Source organism: Nitrospirota bacterium, assembly GCA_015233895.1.
Lineage (GTDB): Bacteria > Nitrospirota > Thermodesulfovibrionia > Thermodesulfovibrionales > Magnetobacteriaceae > Magnetomonas.
Map to the genome: position 1 here is coordinate 1 of JADFXG010000024.1, position 17469 is coordinate 17469.

Below are 17469 nucleotides of genomic sequence, written 5' to 3' on the forward strand. Positions count from 1 at the left end.
ACTACCGTTACCGCTAATGCCAAAATAATTGTTAACAATATCGCTGTAAGTTTTTTCATTTTATTTTCCTCCATTTTTATATTTATATTTTAATTATATATACCGGGTTGCATTCAGAAGCATAACGAGGCGGCGAGGAGCAAGCGACGTAGGCGTACTTTTAGTACGTTGAGGAGCTTGCGACAATGCCAACAAAGTTAGGCGATTGAAGGCTACCTGGTATTAATAACCGACTACAATACTCTTTCCGCCGGAGCCCGCCGTACTGTTATCCTGACAAACATAACCGGCTAAGTTCCTTTTTGGGTTAGTAGTTCCCTGAAAGCAGCTTAACGTTACATTAGTACAGTTTAGTGCAGTTCCGGTTGAATAAATTGACAACACGCCGCCATAAGAATAAGCGCTACTGCTCAGTTCCGATGTTAAATCAAGCGTACTGTTTCCAAACATCACCGAATAATCGCTAAACGTAATCATTTTTGTCATTTTTGAGTAAAGCGGTGTTGACGGAAAAGTATTTACCGTACCCGCAGGGGTACCGGAGGAATTGGCTTTCACAGCAAAAGTCACCGCACTTGTGTTATCCGATGACTCATTAGATAACATGCAATAAGTGACGGCGCTTGAATCGGTATGGAAATATGGTAACGAGTAAATGACTCTTGAATGAGCAGATGACGTTATGTTGTCAACATTTACCGTTGTTGTCGTTGTTGAGACTCTTGATGTAGTGGTCGTAGTTGCTGTTGAGTTATCGGACGTATCCCATGAATCTGTGTCCCACACTAAGCTGTCCCATAAACTACTGGCTGCAACTACAATTGAGGGCAGTAAAATCAAAAACAACAACTGTAGTATTATATTTTTTTTCATAAGATTTCTCCTGATTTATGGTTAACAGCTATTGTTCAGCTTCTACTTTATCTTTCAGCTCTTTGACCTCTTTTGATAATGACGCTATTGTCTTTTGCTGTTCCTGTACAACCTTTGTAAGCAGAGCAACGACATCCATTGAGCTTAAGCCCTTTCTGTCCTTGGTTGCAACAATCTCAGGTACATCTTCCGCTATAAAACCAATATGTTTATCAGACTTATCGGTTTTATAATTAAATGTAACCGGTTTAAGCTGCTCAAACGCCTCAAGTGCTTTTTCAGAAGATAACTCTTTAATGTGCTCCTTATATGCTCTGCTTGAGGCATTTGTCCAAACACCACCGGTTGTTACGTAGGCGCCTGAGCCCATGTGAAGTGGGTAGGTTGGGGATGTTGTGCCTATGCCAACATGTAGATCTTTATTAATAATCATTGCATTGCACCAATCACTAGTACAACCTAATCCACTTCTTGCTATATCAAAACGTATCCCCATCTTATTGTTATCAATATTTCTTCCATCAGAATAGAGAACCATCATACCGGCTGCATCACTCATACCAGTATTCTCTCTTGTAAGACCGCCACCATCAACACCATTTTCTGCAAAAAGGATTATACCGTAATTACTTGTGTCTGTACTGTTTAAGGCAATTTTAGGATGTGCTTTTTTTATCTCCAAATGAGCACTGCCATCGAAACCAGCACTACCTGAAGTTCCAATCCCAACATTACCATTGTCATAATACAAATTGCTACTACTCAGTTCCCAACTTCTGTTAGCAAGGTAAGTAAAATTGCTGTTTACCTCACTGGATTTAGCCGTTGTCCCTGAGGTAAAGGTGTAAGGAACCGTAGCAGCGTATGCAACTACCGCCAGAACTAAAACCAATAAAACCACTAATGCACCATACTTAAACGACTTTTTCCCAATAAAACTTTTCATGACATGCCTCCCTTATTTTGTTTTTGTATTTGAATTAATGAAAATGCCTTTGTGGATAATATGCCAATACGAAAATTGTCATAGTAGGGGCAGCCCCCCGTGGCTGCCCTGATGGCTGTTATAATAATTGGGCAGGCACAGGGGCCTGCCCCTACAACAAACATGACTGGATTCACGCTCTGTATGAGGTTGCAGGGAGCCAAAAATAGCAGGGCTTTGTGCGGAACTGGTTTTTCTTTTTTTACAGTGTGGTTTTTTACAGAATGGTTGTTACGGAGTGTTTTACTTAGACAGATTTTCGCAGCCGATAGATAGATAGATAGATAGATAGATAGATAGATAGATAGATAGATGTACTGCTTAATTGATTCTTTTTCAGAGAACTATAAAACATAAACGCTTACTGCCCCCTCTCCCTGCCCGTGATGGAAATGACTTTAGCATATGTAAAAAAATAAGTCAAGAAAAAAATTATTTTGGTATAATAAATTTTCTGTTTTATTTATCAAATCGAGCAAGTAAACTCAATAAATCCAGCTCTTTTAAAATCTTCATCAAAAGAAAAATAATACTGCAATTCTCTGGCTTCCATCAGTACAAAACTCGTACAATCTGTAAAAGAATAAATCTTATCTGTATATTTTTTGAAGTACTCCCACGATCTTTTTTTGAGCGCTTCTGTAAGCCAGACAAACTCTACGATATTACTGCTTAAAAGAAACTCTCCCATTCTAACGGCTGTTTTGTGATTAGTTTTATTGGCAATAGCAGTAATCGTCTCGTCAAAGACAAAATCAGTCAGCAGAAGCGTTAATTGCGTTCTCTTAATAATTTCCATTTTCTCTAAGGCTGCTGCATGATACTGGTCAGCCTTATCAAAAAATGCCACTAACGCACTAGTATCAACAAAAACGATACGCATATCCCGTTACTTATCTTTTTGACAGTAGAGATACTTATCATGTTCTTCTGCCAGATCTCCTAATCCACTATTGATTATTCCACCCAGTGTGAATAAAGGGTCATTTTCCCAAATGTCAGCTTTGTTTAAATCAACAACTTCATTACTGGCGGGAATTTCAGTAATGGTAATAAACACTTCTTTCCCTTCCGGAAAATCTATTTCCTCCAGAGGCTCTATTACTCCGTGTGATATGCGGGCTTTAATTGTTGTGGTCATATCGATAACCTCCCTTTCATGCTTGATTGTTTATAATACCACACCTTTTCAGTGAAATAATTTTCGCATGCGCACGCTTTCCAGAAGGTAAAATGTATCAAGAACTATCCTCTTCAGTAAATACCTCTTGACTCATGTATTATATTTTCAATATCGGATTCGGTTAGGCTGTTAAAACCCTTCTCTTGAGTAAGCCCTTCTGCATAAGCATATATTTCTTTTTCCTCAACTGGAATCAGTATTACCTCAAAAACATTGCCCACCTCCCATGCAGTATCAGCAGGAGGTGACAGATGCCCATCAGGTAAAACCTTACTGATAAATCTCTTTATAGTTACAGCCATAGCTTAAACTCCTTTCTAACGTATTTTACTTGCTGGTAACAGCCATACAAACATTTTTACGGTTGGAATCTGTTACCCATTTAATTATATCAAAATTAGCCATTTTCGACACTACTCATAATTCAAATCTGCGGGTTCGCGGCATTTTCCCCTGGAGCTAACTGAAGGTTACTCACTCTAAAAACCAAGCATAATTCTATTGCTGCCAGGGCCTGCTGTGCTGTCATCTTCACAGACATATCCTAAGCAGATTCCGTTTTGGACTGGTGGTTTCCTGATCTGCTGTTAAAATTACTTTACCGTATTATACAAAACTTTTCCTTGACATTCATACAAAAGTTGTCATAGAATTTTGCATAGTTGTTTTATAAGTTGTCAGGTATTTTAATGACAGGAGGACATATGGCGGCAAAACCAAAGTTGAGTATGTACTGGGCTTCCTCATGTGGAGGATGTGAAGTTTCTTTAGTAAATATTAACGAAAAAATCCTTGATGTGGCTGCAAATTTCGATTTTTATTTCTGCCCATGTCTTCTCGATACTAAAAAGAAAGATATTGAAGCACTTAAAGACGGTGAAATTGCTATAACTTTTTTTAACGGAGCCATCCGCACCGAAGAGAACGAGGAAATGGCACACCTTATGAGGAAAAAATCCGCTGTGCTCATAGCCTTTGGCTCATGCTCTTACGAGGGCTGTATTCCAGGCCTGAGCAACTTGCACACAAAGGCCGCTCATTTTGATTCCATATATCTGAACAATCCAACTGTAGATAATCCGCTTGGTATTGTCCCTAAGCCTGAGACCACAGTGCCTGAAGGTAAACTGACAATCCCTGCGTTTTACGAAAAGGTGAAAACTCTTTCGCAGGTAGTAGATGTTGACTATTCAATTCCTGGCTGCCCGCCAGAGCCAAAACAGGTTTGGAATGTTATTGAGGCTGTGATTCAGGGTAAGACGCTGCCGCCTAAGGGAAGCCTTCTGGGCGCCGGTAACTCCACGGTGTGTCAGGAGTGTGAGAGAAAGAAAGAAGACAAGAAGATAACGAGAATTTACCGCACTTACGAGATAATCCCGGATGTGGAGACGTGTTTGCTTGAGCAGGGGCTCCTGTGTATGGGAATAGCGACAAGTGACGGCTGTGGCGCACTGTGCCCAAAGGTTAATATGCCCTGCACGGGCTGCTATGGGCCCCCAGTGGGAACGCTTGATCAGGGAGCAAAGATGGTCGCAGCTTTGGGTTCCATCATAGACATTGGAGAAAAGAAGGGACTCAGTGAGGATGAGCTGGCAAGGCGTGCCGACCTTATTATAGATTCAATGCCGGATTACTCAGGCACCTTTTATAAATACAGCCTGGCAGGCTCCATTTTGGGAGGTAGAAAGGCATGAAGCGGATTTCAATAGACCCTATAACCAGGCTTGAAGGGCACGGAAAAATTGAGATATTTCTTAACGACGACGGAGATGTCGTAAATACATACTTTCAGGTGCCGGAGCTAAGAGGATTTGAGCAGTTTTGTGTAGGGAGGCTTGCTGAGGAGATGCCTGTCATAACAAACCGTATATGCGGTGTGTGTCCGGAGGCACATCATCTGGCCTCGGTTAAGGCGCTTGATGAACTGTTTGGCGTAACTCCTCCCGATGCTGCTAAAAAAATCAGAGAGCTGCTTTATATGGCATTTTATGTTACCGACCATACTACTCACTTTTACGCTCTCGGAGGCCCGGACTTTATCGTTGGCCCGGATGCCCCCCCTGCTGAAAGAAATATCCTTGGCGTAGTCAATAAGGTTGGCCTTGATATAGCCAAACAGGTAATCGGTTGCCGGGCACGGAACCATCATGTGCTTGAGATGATTGGAGGGCGGGGGATACATCTGCCTGCCGGAGTCCCTGGTGGTTGGAGCAAATCCATAAGTGAACAGGAGAGAGCGGAGATAGAGGGGATAGCAAAGGAAAACATTGACTTTGCACTCTTTAGCCTTAAAGCCTTTGACGATATAGTGCTTAAAAACTCAGCATACCTTGACCTTATTACATCGGATATCTACGTGCATAACACATATTATATGGGATTGGTGGACAGCCAAAACAGGGTAAACTTTTATGACGGAATGGTAAGAATTGTTGACCCTGAAGGGAAAGAGCTTATAAAGTATCACCCGCGTGACTATACAAGCGTGATAGCGGAGCATGTCGAGGAGTGGTCATACTTAAAATACCCATACATTAAGAGTGTCGGCTGGAAAGGTTTTGTTGATGGGATGGACAGCGGCATATATGCTGCCTCTCCGCTATCCAGACTAAATGTGTCAGACTCCATGCCTACTCCAAAAGCCCAGGAGCACTACGAAAGAATGTATGAAACTCTGGGTTCTAAAAAGATAAACGGCAGGTATCAGCCGATTCATCACAGGCTTGTCACGCACTGGGCAAGGCTCATAGAGCTTCTCTACGCCGCCGAGCATATGCTTGAGCTTGCAACTGACCCTGAAATTACATCCCCCAAAGTACGAGTGATTCCTGAGCGGATTGTTGGCAAGGGCGTTGGTTGTGTTGAGGCCCCCAGAGGCACACTAACCCACCACTACGAAAGTGACGATAAAGGGGTACTTACTATGGTCAACATGATTGTGGGTACAACCAATAACTATGCCCCGATGACATTGTCCATAAAACGAGCGGCAGAGAAACTGATAACTAAAGGAAAAATCGTAGAACAGGGACTTTTAAATAAAATAGAGATGGCCTTCAGGCTATATGATCCGTGTCTTTCCTGTGCCACTCACTCACTGCCCGGGCAGATGCCTCTCATTGTCAACATAAGAAACAATGACGGTGAAGTAGTCCGTAGTTTTACACGATAAAAAAAATGGCGGAGAACTTAAAAACCATAATAATAGGGCTTGGAAATCCCATTTTGTGTGACGACAGTGTGGGCCCAAAAGCGGCAAGGTTAATCAGGGAGCGGCTTAATAACGATGTCTCACCTGAGCGAGGTTGTGTTTCAGTGTCTGAGGTCTATGCCGGAGGTATTCGCCTGCTGGATAAAATAAGCGGTTATGACAGGGCTATTATCATAGATTCCATTGTAACCGGAGAGGCTCCGGGTACTGTTTACAGATTAACGCCGGAGAGTTTGCCTCAGACCAGAAATTGCGGCTCAAGCCACGATATGACATTTCCCATGGCACTTAGTATGGGAAAAATGCTTGGCATGTCTCTGCCCTCAGACATACAGATATGGGCAATTGAGGCAAAAGATGTCAACTCCTTTGGTGAGGAGCTATCCGGTGAAGTGGAAGGGGCTCTGCCCAATGTTATTAATGATGTTTTGACTACAATTAAGAGGCTAAGCGTATGAAAATAGGAGTTTATTTCTGTAACTGCGGCTCAAACATATCCGACAAAGTGGACTCTCAGCAGGTACGGCAGGTAATCGAGGGACATGGCGATGTGGCTTACTTTAAGACTAATGATCTCATGTGCTCAGATGACGGGAAACAGTTTCTAAGCGATGATTTGGCTGTAGAGAAACCGGACAGGATTGTCATTGCAGCGTGCTCACCGCGTGAACATGAAAACACGTTTATGCGGGTGCTTACTGGCGCCGGAATGAACCCTTACCTAATGCAGATGGTCAACATAAGGGAACAGGTGGCATGGGTAACGGACGACGTAGATAAAGCTTCTGCAAAGGCCGCGCACTTTATAAAGGGGGCGGTAAAGAGGGTAGGGTTTCATAAACCGCTTGAGAAAAAATCCATAGATATGTCTCCGGATGTTTTAATAATAGGGGCCGGGCCGGCTGGCTTAAAGGCGGCTCTCACCATAGCTGAAACCGGCAGAAAGGTGACACTCGTTGAAAAAAGCCCGGCAGTAGGCGGACAGCCAGTTCTCTACGAGGAGGTATTCCCTAACCTTGAGTGCGCTCCGTGTATGCTTGAACCTATTCTTAATGAAATCTTGCACGGCGAACACGCTGAAAATATAGAAATCCTTACGATGTCAGAGGTTGTGGAATTAACCGGTTTTTACGGTAATTTCATTGCTCAGATAAAAAAGACTCCGCGTTATGCCGACCTGCACCAGTGTATCGGGTGTGGCGAGTGCGTCAGTGTGTGTCCGGTTGATGTTAAAAACGAATTCAATAACGGACTTGACGACAGAAAGGCGATATCATTGTCTTTTGCAGGAGCGCTCCCCAATGTCCCCTTCATAGACATGACGGCGTGTTTGAGGGCAAAGGGTGAGGACTGCAGGCTTTGTGAGCAGTCATGCCCTCTGGGTGAGGGGATAATACTGTATGACGATGCGGAGGAAATTGTAGAAAGACGTATGGGAGCGGTTATAGTGGCAGTTGGGGCATCGCTTTATGATGCCGGATTAATCCCTAAACTTGGGATTGGCACGGTGCCGGATGTTTACACATCCTTTGAATTTGAACGCCTGCTGTCCTCAACCGGCCCCACAGGCGGACAGCTTGTAACTAGCTCTGGTAAGGTACCAGAGTCCATAGCGTTGATACACTGTGTTGGCAGCCTTGACAGTAATCACAAAGAGTACTGCTCAGGTGTGTGCTGCCAAAGCGCATTTAAGTTTAATCTTATGGTAGAGCACAAGCTGCATGATACGCACATCCACCACCTTTACAAGGAACTTGTGTATCCCGGAAAAGAGGAATTTTTCCTTTATAAACGCGCTAAGGAAAACCCCAATGCGGTATTTACTCGTTACCGGAACATCGCCTCACTTGAAATAACCGCTGCAGAGGACAAAGAAGGTGGTAGCATCATAATAAAGAATACTTTGTATGAAAAGGCAGCAATTAAAGCGGACATGGTAGTGCTGTGTCCGGCTATGGTGCCGGCTAAAGACACCGGTAAGCTAAATGAGGTACTGGGTACGACGTCAGATGTGTATGGGTTTTTTGAAGAGCTTCATGGACGGCTCGACTCGGTCAGGAGTAAGGTGCGAGGGATATACATAGCAGGGGCTTGCCAGTCACCTATGAATATTGCTCAGGCGATGACTCAGGGAATGGCCGCAGCCGGATATGTGCTTAACGGACTTGTACAGGGAAAGCAGCTTGAGATAGAACCGATAACTGCCTCTGTGGATGAGGAGCGTTGCTCAGGCTGTAGAATCTGTATGCTTTTGTGTCCATACCGTGCAATATCATTTGATGCGGGAAAAAAGAAGTCTATGGTTAATGAGGTGCTCTGTCAGGGCTGTGGAACCTGTGTTGCCGCCTGCCCAGCCGGTGCTATGAACAGTAACCATTTTACAAATGAGGCGATATTTGCTGAGATAGAAGGGGTGTTGGCATGAGCGACAATAATAACGGAGCAGGCGGGGGCTTTGAACCAAAGATAGTCGGTTTTCTGTGTAACTGGTGTTCTTATGCGGGAGCAGATAAAGCTGGAGGTTCGCAAAAGAGCTATCCGCCCAATGTAAACGTAGTAAAGGTAATGTGCAGCGGACGAGTTGACCCGCAGTTTGTACTTAAGGCGTACAGCTCTGGAGCGGACGGCGTATTGATACTGGCCTGCCACCCCGGAGATTGCCACTACAAGGAGGGCAATTACAGGGCTATGCAGCGGCACCGAATGTTATTACGGGTACTCAATCAGCATGGTATAGAGAGTGAACGGTGCAGGTTTGATTATGTTTCAGCCGGTGAGGGAGACAGGTTTATTAGCGTCCTGACTGAAATGGTTGAAACGGTAAGAGCGCTTGGTCCACTAAGCAAAGCGATTATTTCAGACAACATCAGTAGTAATATAATCGAAAAAAGGAGTTAAAATATGGCTACGGTTGTGTTAGACCTTAAGGGTATGAAGTGCCCCCAGCCCACACTTCAAATGACGGTTAAGGTGCGTACGGAGTTGAAAGCCGGTGATGTTTTAGAGGTAGTTGCCGACTGCCCAACCTTTGCAAATGATTTAAAAGGATGGGGCGAGAGGATGAAAAAGACCGTCCTTTGGGTTAAAGATGAAGGCGGCGGTGCTAAACGTTGTCAGGTAAAGATTTAGGGGGGGTCAGCGACCCCCGGCGGTTTTAGGGTCAGCAACCCCAGGCAGTTAAGAGGTTGCAACTCCCCGGAGGTTTTGGGGTCAGCGACCCCAGGCAGTTTTGGGTTTGCGTTTTTTAAAAGTGCTGTAGCATGGAAAAAGCAAAGAGGCCAGGCAAGAGTTTTTTAATAAGCACGTTATTAGTAGTATTTTCGTTATTTTTTGCTCTGATATTTGTTGAGATATTCCTGAGGGTTGTTGAAAATGTGCTGCCGGTTTTAAAAAACAATATTGTCATAGGTTGGAAAAGTAACAGCTTAAAGGAAGAGCAAAATCAGCAGCTGAATTTCAAATATTTTACATTATTTAAGCATCATTACATGATGCAACACTTGACTAAACGAAAGAGTTATAATTAGAATAATTCCATGGCTGACGTAGCTAATGAGGCAGAACTCTATGATGCGTGCAGGGTACTGTTTGGCACTGAAATAAAGGTTGACAGGAATTTCCTGGAGTACATCCAACCATCCGGGGTAAAGAGCGCATACAGAAAAATGGCACTTCTCACTCACCCCGACAGAGTGGCCGCACTGGGCAGTGATTACCTGAGAAATCTCAATGTGGATTTTCGGAGTGTTGCCGAGGCTTATGAAAAACTCAGCAAGTATTTAAAATTAAGAGAAAATGGCTACCAGTTAAGGGGTATTTATGCCTCAACAGCAGCTAACTACAATAGCAATTCATGGCAGTCAAGGGAGCGTGCAAGCACCACCACATCATCATCAGCAGGCAGCGGTAGCCGATACGGCAACACATGGCAAAACAAAAGCAGTCAATTCGATACTCATGGCGGTTCTGCAACATCCTCAGCATCCAGCGAAAAGTATTCGTGGAATGCTAAGTCAACAGGGGATCGTTTCACTTTGGGCTCAAAAAATTCTGCACACTTTTCGAATCAGTCACAAAACCAAAGCACCCTCCCACGAAGAGTGCTACGAATAGGTGAATACTTATACTACTCAGGACTGGTATCATGGAAAGACCTGATTGCAGCCATCGTGTGGCAGACAAAGCAGCGGCACAAGGTTGGTGAAATTGCCTCGCGGTGGGGTTGGCTTAGTGAGGATAAGATTTCAGAATTAGTAAGGGCCAGAAACAAAGGTGAAAAAATCGGAGAGGTCTTAGTTCGTCTTAAAATAATAACCCCGTTTCAATGTAATATGCTTCTTTGGCAGCAGCAAAAAAGCCAAAAACCTATCGGTGAATACTTTTTACAAGAGCACCTCTTAAAGGGCAATGATTTAAGTAAATATCTTAAATTTTTAAAAGACCATAACTCTAATTTTAAAAAAGACTAAAGTTTTATTAAAATTTGCCGATAAATAGAGATAACAACGAAGCGGGTGAGTGAAAATATATTAAAATTCCTTAAAGCGACATTTAATTAGGAGGTAAATATGTCAGTTGACAGCATTAGCGGTAGCATATCGTACACAAGTATCCAGATATCTATATCAGAGCAGAATTCCCAAAGTTCCCAAAGTTCTGGTGTTGCTCAAAATAATAGCAGTAATAACGGTAGTACAGCAGTGGGCGCAAGTCAGGGTGGTGGCAGCCAAATTCATGCCTTTATGCAGAGTATCATGCAGACTTTGCAACAGCTTGGAATCGTACCTCCTCCTGGCGGGCAGGGCACAGGCGCACCGGCAGGTGCACCAACCGGTACTCCAACTGCTACACCGAACGCTCCACCGGCCAGTACGACGACAGGTACTCCGGTAGCCGATACAGACGGCGACCACGATGGCAGCAAATCCGGCCCAAGCAGTGGTAAGCAAGCTGTCCATGCTTTCATGCACAGCCTTTTTCAAGCCATTAAACAAGGCTCAATAGGCTCTCAATCGTCAACTACAGCTAATAGTAACACCAGCACAACTGCAAGCCCATTAAGTAACTACAGTGACCTTACAACAAAACTCCAGAGTCTTTTGCAGAGCCTTACATCTAACTCTACTGGAACAAACAGTGCCACGTCTGATTTAAATAGCGCTTTCCAGAATCTGATAAAGACTTTTAATGGTAACGGCTCAGGAACAACAGACACTACATCAGGCAGTCAACCAACACTTCAGACGTTTTTGCAGACATTGATTCAGAATCTGACGGGCCAGCAGGGCTCCTCAGCTCCCATAGGTTCTGTAGGCAACATAGTTAACACTGCAACATAATTATTGTTAGTAACATAGTTTTTGACCACAGATAGACATTGCGTTTATCTGTGGTTTATTACTTTTCTTTTGATAACTCAGAAATCCGCCAAACTGCCGTAGCCTGCTGTGCAAGCCGCTTTTGCCTTGAAACAATCCGATCAGGTGTCCACTCCTTATTATCTAAGGCAATCCCTTTTGTAATTTCAAATTCGCTTTGTTCATAAAATGTTCTCTTTTGCTGATATGACTTATTGCCGATGTCACGATTTGAACCTATTGTCCAAAGAGTCATATTCCCAATCCTATAGAGATAATTCTCCACTTGTTCATCCGTAAACTCCTGCCAGTTATCTTCAGGATTTTTTGGGAGAATATGCTCGACATTGTACTTATCACTGTTTTGATCGTAATCTTTACCCGAAACGTGTTTTTCGATTTCAAACAGAATATAGCGAACAACTTTTAAGTTTCGCGTAATGCGGAATTCTTTTTCAGTAAAAGCAGTGAGGAATTGCTCGTCTGATGGGTAAATAGAGCGTAAAGAATGGATTATGTCTTTAGCATTAATCAATTGCCCTTTTGAAATTTTTTCTGCTATAGCGTTATATACTCGTTCCTGTTCGTTTGGAGAAAGAGTGCCTATTACATTGTAACGAAACGAGGCAATAGTACACGCTCTGAGAATCCTTGTAAAATCGTCCTCGTTTAAAGCCTCAAGGGCAGCTAACAACATGGAGTATGGTTGTTTCACATTGAACATTTTTAGTTGGCTTATGTACTTGCTCTGCTCTTTTGTCCACAAGGAGTTGTTGGCATCGCTTAAGGCTATATAGATATCTGATTTATTATCCATTCTTCGTATTAATGTAAAAACGTCCGCTTTGTCTTTAATGTTTTTTCTGATAGTTTTAAAAAGCTCCGAGTGTCGTGTTAAGGGGTTATAGCTATTCCAAAAAACCCGAAGAAAATCGGGGACGCTTTCGCTGCCAAGCTTATCAACTATTATCTCCCAGAGATCCTCCAGCGAGCTGATTTCATTTTCATGGCTGCCTGAGCTGTCAACCACTGAAAATAGGTAGTTTTTTAACAAATCAGTAGCTGATAACCGCACACCCCGTGCATTTAGCGTCTCAAACACCGTAAAGGCATTTAGTTCATCTTTTACATAGATGAGTGTGAAAAAAAGACAGTCCGCTAATATATCAAGAAAACGAGCTAATTCAGCTCCGTCGGGATTTTTTTCGAATCGCTTATCAATCTTTTTGTCAAACCACTCAAAAGCTTTACGAAGTAATTGTTCCGAAGTCTTAAGTTTCCGATGGGGCAGTTTAACAAGAGGCACAATGTAGGTTTTATAAAATGTGTCATTGTGGCGATTAAGCTTTAATTTTGATTTTGAAACCAGTGTTACTGGGTCAAGGTATCCAATGTAGGTACCTCTTAACGCATTAGCTCTGAGGTTATTGTTGTCTTCATCAATATTTTTCTTAATAAGGTTCTGAAGATTATTTAGTACGGCTAACACAATTAGGCTCAAGGTAGTAATCCGCTGCTGACCGGCTATTATATTGTAGTTTTTATCGTCATTAGACTGTAACACCAGATAACCCATGTAATGGTTCTGCTCTCCATCTGGCACTACCGTTAGTAAAATATCCTGCCATAACTCATCCCATTCCACTTCTGTCCACGAGTAATCTCTCTGAAACCTTGGAACAGTATATACCAGACCGTTTCCCATTAGTTCTCTAAACGTTTTGGTTGATGTATTGAAATTAGTTACTGCCATCTCGGCCTCCTACCTAATAACACTTGTGATACTTTATATTATACTATAGTTATATCAAAATTATATTTTGCATAAACAGTGCCTAATGTATTAAACTTAAAGAGTGTATGATTAGTCGCATACAAGAAAAAGTCACAACCGGTGTGAGGTTGACCCCTGAAGACTGTCTGATACTGTTTAACAGTGACGATATTTTTACAATTGGACAGTTGGCTGATTTTAAGTCAAAACAGATTCATTTTGACAAGGTCTATTACTCAAGAAACCGCCATGTTAACCCAACTAATTTGTGCGTAAACCGGTGTAAATTCTGTGCCTTCAGCCGTTCAGCCGGAGAGACGGGAGGTTTTGAATACACAGTTGCGGACATTATCAAAATGCTTCAACGCACGGATGAGTATTTTAAAGAGCTTCACATTGTAGGCGGCCTGCACCCCAAATGGCCATTTGATTACTACGTCAATCTTATAAGCCAAATAAAACTGAACTTTCCACACGTTTATATAAAAGCATTCACCGCTGTGGAGATAGACTATATGTCAAGACTAAACGGTTTGGGAGTTGAGCAAACCCTTAAAATCCTGAAAAATTCAGGTCTTGATATGCTTCCTGGCGGAGGCGCAGAGATTTTTTCAAGCTCTGTCAGAAATGCCCTGTGCCCTGAGAAGATTTCAGCCTCGGAATGGTTACATATTCATGAGAAAGCCCACTTACTGGGAATAAAAAGCAACGCCACCATGCTCTACGGACATATAGAGTCGTTTGAAGACAGAGTCAACCATCTGTCAGAACTTAGAGACCTGCAGGACAAAACCAACGGCTTTTTTGCCTTTATCCCACTTTCTTATCAGCCAAACGGCAGGATTTCCGGCACTCGCTTTCCATCTGCCATTGATGACCTTAAAACAATTGCCATAAGCCGCCTGTTTCTTGATAACTTTCCCCACATAAAAGCCTACTGGATTATGCTTGGCGAAAAGTTAACGCAGGTTGCCTTGCTCTTTGGCGCAAATGATATTGACGGCACTGTGATTCAAGAAAAAATCGCCCACAGCGCAGGGGCGGTCTCTGCAGAGAAATTATCTGTGTCTGAGATAGAAAATTTAATAAAAAAAGCCGGCAAAATCCCAGTTGAAAGAACCGCCCTCTATGAAGAGGTTACTGTTTGACCAGAATCACCAGGAAAGAAGCGCTGGAACTTTTTAATACCTCTTCAACTCTTGAACTTGGTAAAGCTGCCGACTCTGTCAGGACTTCACTACATCCTGATAAAACTGTTACCTTTATTGTTGACAGAAACATCAACTACACTAACGTTTGTGTTAATGAGTGTAGTTTTTGTTTGTTTTTCAAAAAACTAGACGACCCGGCAGCATATATTATAAGTGATGATGAATTATTTAAAAAAATTGAGGAGACTATTGCCTGCGAGGGCACACAGATTCTCCTTCAGGGCGGACTGCACCCGGACCTTGACCTTTCTTTTTTCACAAGTATGCTGAAGAAAATTAAAGAAAGATTTAAAATCAACATTCATGGATTCTCCCCTCCTGAGATATGTGATATGGCAAAAAAGAGCGGGCTTTCCATTAAAGATACTCTTACGGAGTTGAAAACGGCAGGGTTAGACTCAATCCCTGGCGGAGGCGCAGAGATACTGTCAGACAGGGTACGTGAGGCTGTCAGCCCTAAGAAGATAAAATCAGGGGCGTGGCTTAGTGTAATGCGTGAGGCTCATAATCTTAACATGAAAACCACAGCCACCATGATGTTTGGCTCGGTGGAAAGTGGTGAGGATATTGTCAGCCACCTTGATGCGATAAGAGCGCTTCAGGATGAAAGCAAAGGCTTTACCGCATTTATCCCATGGACATTTCAACCCGGAGACTCAGAGCTTGGCCAAAAGTCAGAGCTTGCAACCGCTGTTGACTACCTGCGCGTACTTGCCCTAAGCCGGCTGTATCTTGATAACTTAAAAAACATCCAGGTGTCGTGGGTAACACAAGGGTTAAAAATAGCCCAGACGGGGCTCAGGTTTGGAGCTAATGATTTTGGCTCCACTATGATAGAAGAAAATGTGGTTAGAGCCGCCGGTGTTACCTATACTGTGACAAAAAATGATATAATAAATGCTGTTAAGTCAGCAGGGTTTAGCCCGGCTCAGAGAGATACTTACTATAACGTTATAAAAAGATTTTAAGAGGTGTTAAAAAATGTCTGAAGAGGAGCTTTTATACGATTGTATAATAATAGGGGGTGGCCCGGCAGGTCTGTCTGCTGCTCAATACGCGTCGCGGCTTGCTCTAAAAACCGTAGTACTGGATAAATCAAAAACGGCAGGAGCACTTGCTTTTACAAATAAAATAGAAAACTATCCAGGTATTATTACACCTATAACTGGTGCTGAGCTCCTTGATATTTTCAGAACGCAGGCCGTATCTTTTGGCGCTGAGTACGTGGAAAGCCAGGTTATAGGAGCGATGCTTGATAATCCCACAAAAGAGGTGTTTACGATGGAGGGCGTTTATAAGGGGCGCTCGGTCATAGTAGCCACAGGAGCCATGGGACGGAAACCATCGCTTAAAGGAGAAAAGGAATATCTTGGTAAAGGGGTAAGCTACTGCGCCGTGTGTGATGCCGCCTTTTATAAAGATAAAACTGTGTGCATAGTGGGAGAGTCTGATGAGGCTATAAAAGAAACCCTTTTACTCAGACGTTTTACAGATAAGGTGTTTATTATTGCTCAGACGGAAAATCGCAAACTTCTTGAAAATCCTCAGTTGATTGCACAAAATATAAAGGTGCTTGTAAACAAGAGGATAGAGGAAATAAGAGGCGGTGAAGTAGTGGAAAGCATCGTGTTGATGGATAAGCCGTCAAATAAACAGGAGATTCTGCCAATGGACGGCGTGTTTATGTATCTGCATGGAAACGCTCCTATAGTTGATTTTTTGAATTTTGCCGTTGATATAAGTGATGACAAGTGTGTGATAACAAACAGAATGATGGAGACTAACCTTGAGGGTGTCTTTGCCGCTGGGGATGTCACTTGTGTTGAGGTCAGGCAGGTTCTTGTTGCTGCTGCAAACGGATGTTTGGCTGCTCTTTCGGCTGAAAAATATCTGCACCACAGAAAGAAAAGAAAATTAGTCTGGGGATAAATCTTCAGTATGAAGTCTGATTTTTCAGAAATTGAAGTAAACAATCAGTATCCCTGTCAGAGAAAGAAGCGCCATAAACAAAAGCGAGTAATTAATACGGTCAGAGTTTCTTTTCATTCTGATAGCATTTAGTGCAAGTCCGATTAAAGACAGGGCAAGGGTAACATTCATAGAAACAAACGCATTTGAAATCATATCAGTATCCCAATATGTGCGGGCTGTGCTGTATAAGCCCTTAGGATCAAAGATAGTAGGGCGTTGTGGCATTGCTATACCAATATACACAAGGGTGACTACAAATAAAATCCAGCACACCAAAGAGTCAACAAACACAAACTTGCTAATAGGATTACGGCGCTTGCGCCTTTCTTTTTTTGCCGGTTTCCTGTCCAGATCCATAATACCCCCAATATTCAGGGTTTAACAGTACCACAGCCTCCATTAAGGCTTAAGTGGTCGGGGCGACCCGATTTGAACGGGCGACCACTCGCACCCCAAGCGAGTGCGCTATCCAGGCTGCGCTACGCCCCGATCTTTTTTTAATTCCTTAAGCAGGCTCCTGAGCCGGCCCTTGATGGATTCTATCGTTGCCCTGACATCTTCTCTATCTCTTACAATCTTCTCAGGTTGTAACGCCTCCTCATCTGCAAATTTGCCGGAAAGCTTCTTTCTCACTCCCTCAATAGTAAATCGTTCATCGTATAACAGCCGTTTTATGTCAAGCAACAATTCGATTTCTTTCTTTTGGTACATCCGTTGCTTAGACTTACCCTTACGGGGCCTTAAGAAATCAAACTCGGTTTCCCAGTACCTTAAAACATACGGCTCTAGCCCGGTTATGCTGCTGACCTCGCCTATTTTATAAAATAACTTCTGCAAGGCACCTAATTGCTCTGCATCATTTGATGCAGCAGGCCTTACTTGCTGGTTTGCCTTTAACATTTTA

At 43.0% G+C, this 17469-nt stretch carries 20 protein-coding genes and 1 tRNA gene; 12 read left to right on the forward strand and 9 right to left on the reverse strand.

The window, feature by feature from the left end:
* Positions 1 to 222: 222 nt before the first annotated feature.
* From HQK88_13070 to HQK88_13090, 5 genes are all read right to left on the reverse strand, one after another.
* The gene (locus tag HQK88_13070) at positions 223 to 873 is read right to left on the reverse strand and encodes a hypothetical protein (GenBank protein ID MBF0617733.1); all 651 of its coding nucleotides are present in this window, start codon (positions 871 to 873) and stop codon (positions 223 to 225) included.
* A 28-nt stretch (positions 874 to 901) separates the two neighbouring features.
* Positions 902 to 1819: a tail fiber domain-containing protein gene (locus HQK88_13075; GenBank protein ID MBF0617734.1), complete on the reverse strand. Its 918-nt coding sequence runs from the start codon at positions 1817 to 1819 to the stop codon at positions 902 to 904.
* 505 nt (positions 1820 to 2324) lie between these two features.
* The gene (locus HQK88_13080) at positions 2325 to 2741 is read right to left on the reverse strand and encodes a PIN domain-containing protein (GenBank protein MBF0617735.1); all 417 of its coding nucleotides are present in this window, start codon (positions 2739 to 2741) and stop codon (positions 2325 to 2327) included.
* 6 nt (positions 2742 to 2747) lie between these two features.
* Entirely contained in the window at positions 2748 to 2999 is a 252-nt protein-coding gene (locus HQK88_13085) for an antitoxin family protein (protein ID MBF0617736.1), read from the reverse strand.
* A 113-nt stretch (positions 3000 to 3112) separates the two neighbouring features.
* A complete protein-coding gene (locus HQK88_13090; GenBank protein ID MBF0617737.1) occupies positions 3113 to 3343 on the reverse strand; it encodes a hypothetical protein in 231 nt (76 codons plus the stop codon).
* A gap of 402 nt (positions 3344 to 3745) precedes the next feature.
* Here HQK88_13090 and HQK88_13095 point away from each other — a divergent pair, with 402 nt between their 5' ends.
* The 9 genes from HQK88_13095 to HQK88_13135 all read left to right on the forward strand — a co-directional run bounded on the left by HQK88_13095 (position 3746) and on the right by HQK88_13135 (position 11591).
* A complete protein-coding gene (locus tag HQK88_13095; GenBank protein MBF0617738.1) occupies positions 3746 to 4735 on the forward strand; it encodes an NADH:ubiquinone oxidoreductase in 990 nt (329 codons plus the stop codon).
* Complete coding sequence (locus tag HQK88_13100) at positions 4732 to 6213, forward strand: Ni/Fe hydrogenase subunit alpha (protein ID MBF0617739.1); 1482 nt, start codon at positions 4732 to 4734, stop codon at positions 6211 to 6213. Before HQK88_13095 ends, HQK88_13100 begins: the two co-directional genes overlap by 4 nt.
* 5 nt (positions 6214 to 6218) lie before the next feature.
* Positions 6219 to 6710 (forward strand): hydrogenase maturation protease, encoded by a 492-nt coding sequence (locus HQK88_13105; protein MBF0617740.1) that lies wholly within the window; start codon positions 6219 to 6221, stop codon positions 6708 to 6710.
* Positions 6707 to 8677: a CoB--CoM heterodisulfide reductase iron-sulfur subunit A family protein gene (locus tag HQK88_13110; GenBank protein MBF0617741.1), complete on the forward strand. Its 1971-nt coding sequence runs from the start codon at positions 6707 to 6709 to the stop codon at positions 8675 to 8677. Before HQK88_13105 ends, HQK88_13110 begins: the two co-directional genes overlap by 4 nt.
* Entirely contained in the window at positions 8674 to 9150 is a 477-nt protein-coding gene (locus HQK88_13115; protein MBF0617742.1) for a hydrogenase iron-sulfur subunit, read from the forward strand. The genes HQK88_13110 and HQK88_13115 overlap by 4 nt, the downstream gene beginning before the upstream one ends.
* Before the next feature lie 3 nt (positions 9151 to 9153).
* Positions 9154 to 9381, forward strand: a complete 228-nt coding sequence (locus tag HQK88_13120) for a sulfurtransferase TusA family protein (protein ID MBF0617743.1) — start codon at positions 9154 to 9156, stop codon at positions 9379 to 9381.
* A gap of 131 nt (positions 9382 to 9512) precedes the next feature.
* The gene (locus HQK88_13125; protein MBF0617744.1) at positions 9513 to 9779 is read left to right on the forward strand and encodes a hypothetical protein; all 267 of its coding nucleotides are present in this window, start codon (positions 9513 to 9515) and stop codon (positions 9777 to 9779) included.
* Between the two features lie 9 nt (positions 9780 to 9788).
* On the forward strand, positions 9789 to 10721 hold the full coding sequence (locus HQK88_13130; protein MBF0617745.1) for a hypothetical protein: 933 nt from the start codon (positions 9789 to 9791) through the stop codon (positions 10719 to 10721).
* A 99-nt stretch (positions 10722 to 10820) separates the two neighbouring features.
* Positions 10821 to 11591 carry a hypothetical protein gene (locus HQK88_13135; protein MBF0617746.1) on the forward strand — a complete coding sequence of 257 codons (771 nt, stop codon included), beginning with the start codon at positions 10821 to 10823 and terminating at the stop codon, positions 11589 to 11591.
* Positions 11592 to 11649: 58 nt separating this feature from the next.
* On the opposite strand, the gene HQK88_13140 is transcribed toward HQK88_13135, so the two are convergent.
* Entirely contained in the window at positions 11650 to 13362 is a 1713-nt protein-coding gene (locus tag HQK88_13140) for a DUF262 domain-containing protein (GenBank protein ID MBF0617747.1), read from the reverse strand.
* A 107-nt stretch (positions 13363 to 13469) separates the two neighbouring features.
* Here HQK88_13140 and mqnE point away from each other — a divergent pair, with 107 nt between their 5' ends.
* From mqnE to HQK88_13155, 3 genes are read left to right on the forward strand one after another with little or no spacing between them, the layout of a single operon-like run.
* On the forward strand, positions 13470 to 14531 hold the full coding sequence (gene mqnE / locus HQK88_13145) for an aminofutalosine synthase MqnE (protein MBF0617748.1): 1062 nt from the start codon (positions 13470 to 13472) through the stop codon (positions 14529 to 14531).
* The gene (gene mqnC, locus HQK88_13150; protein ID MBF0617749.1) at positions 14528 to 15562 is read left to right on the forward strand and encodes a dehypoxanthine futalosine cyclase; all 1035 of its coding nucleotides are present in this window, start codon (positions 14528 to 14530) and stop codon (positions 15560 to 15562) included. The genes mqnE and mqnC overlap by 4 nt, the downstream gene beginning before the upstream one ends.
* A 13-nt stretch (positions 15563 to 15575) precedes the next feature.
* The gene (locus HQK88_13155) at positions 15576 to 16523 is read left to right on the forward strand and encodes an FAD-dependent oxidoreductase (GenBank protein ID MBF0617750.1); all 948 of its coding nucleotides are present in this window, start codon (positions 15576 to 15578) and stop codon (positions 16521 to 16523) included.
* A 24-nt stretch (positions 16524 to 16547) separates the two neighbouring features.
* Here the strand turns inward: HQK88_13155 and HQK88_13160 are convergent, their stop codons facing one another.
* The 3 genes from HQK88_13160 to HQK88_13170 all read right to left on the reverse strand — a co-directional run bounded on the left by HQK88_13160 (position 16548) and on the right by HQK88_13170 (position 17465).
* Positions 16548 to 16922: a hypothetical protein gene (locus tag HQK88_13160; GenBank protein MBF0617751.1), complete on the reverse strand. Its 375-nt coding sequence runs from the start codon at positions 16920 to 16922 to the stop codon at positions 16548 to 16550.
* Between the two features lie 54 nt (positions 16923 to 16976).
* Positions 16977 to 17054 (reverse strand) — tRNA-Pro (locus HQK88_13165).
* Entirely contained in the window at positions 17031 to 17465 is a 435-nt protein-coding gene (locus HQK88_13170; GenBank protein MBF0617752.1) for a MerR family transcriptional regulator, read from the reverse strand. The genes HQK88_13165 and HQK88_13170 overlap by 24 nt, the downstream gene beginning before the upstream one ends.
* Positions 17466 to 17469 lie beyond the last annotated feature (4 nt).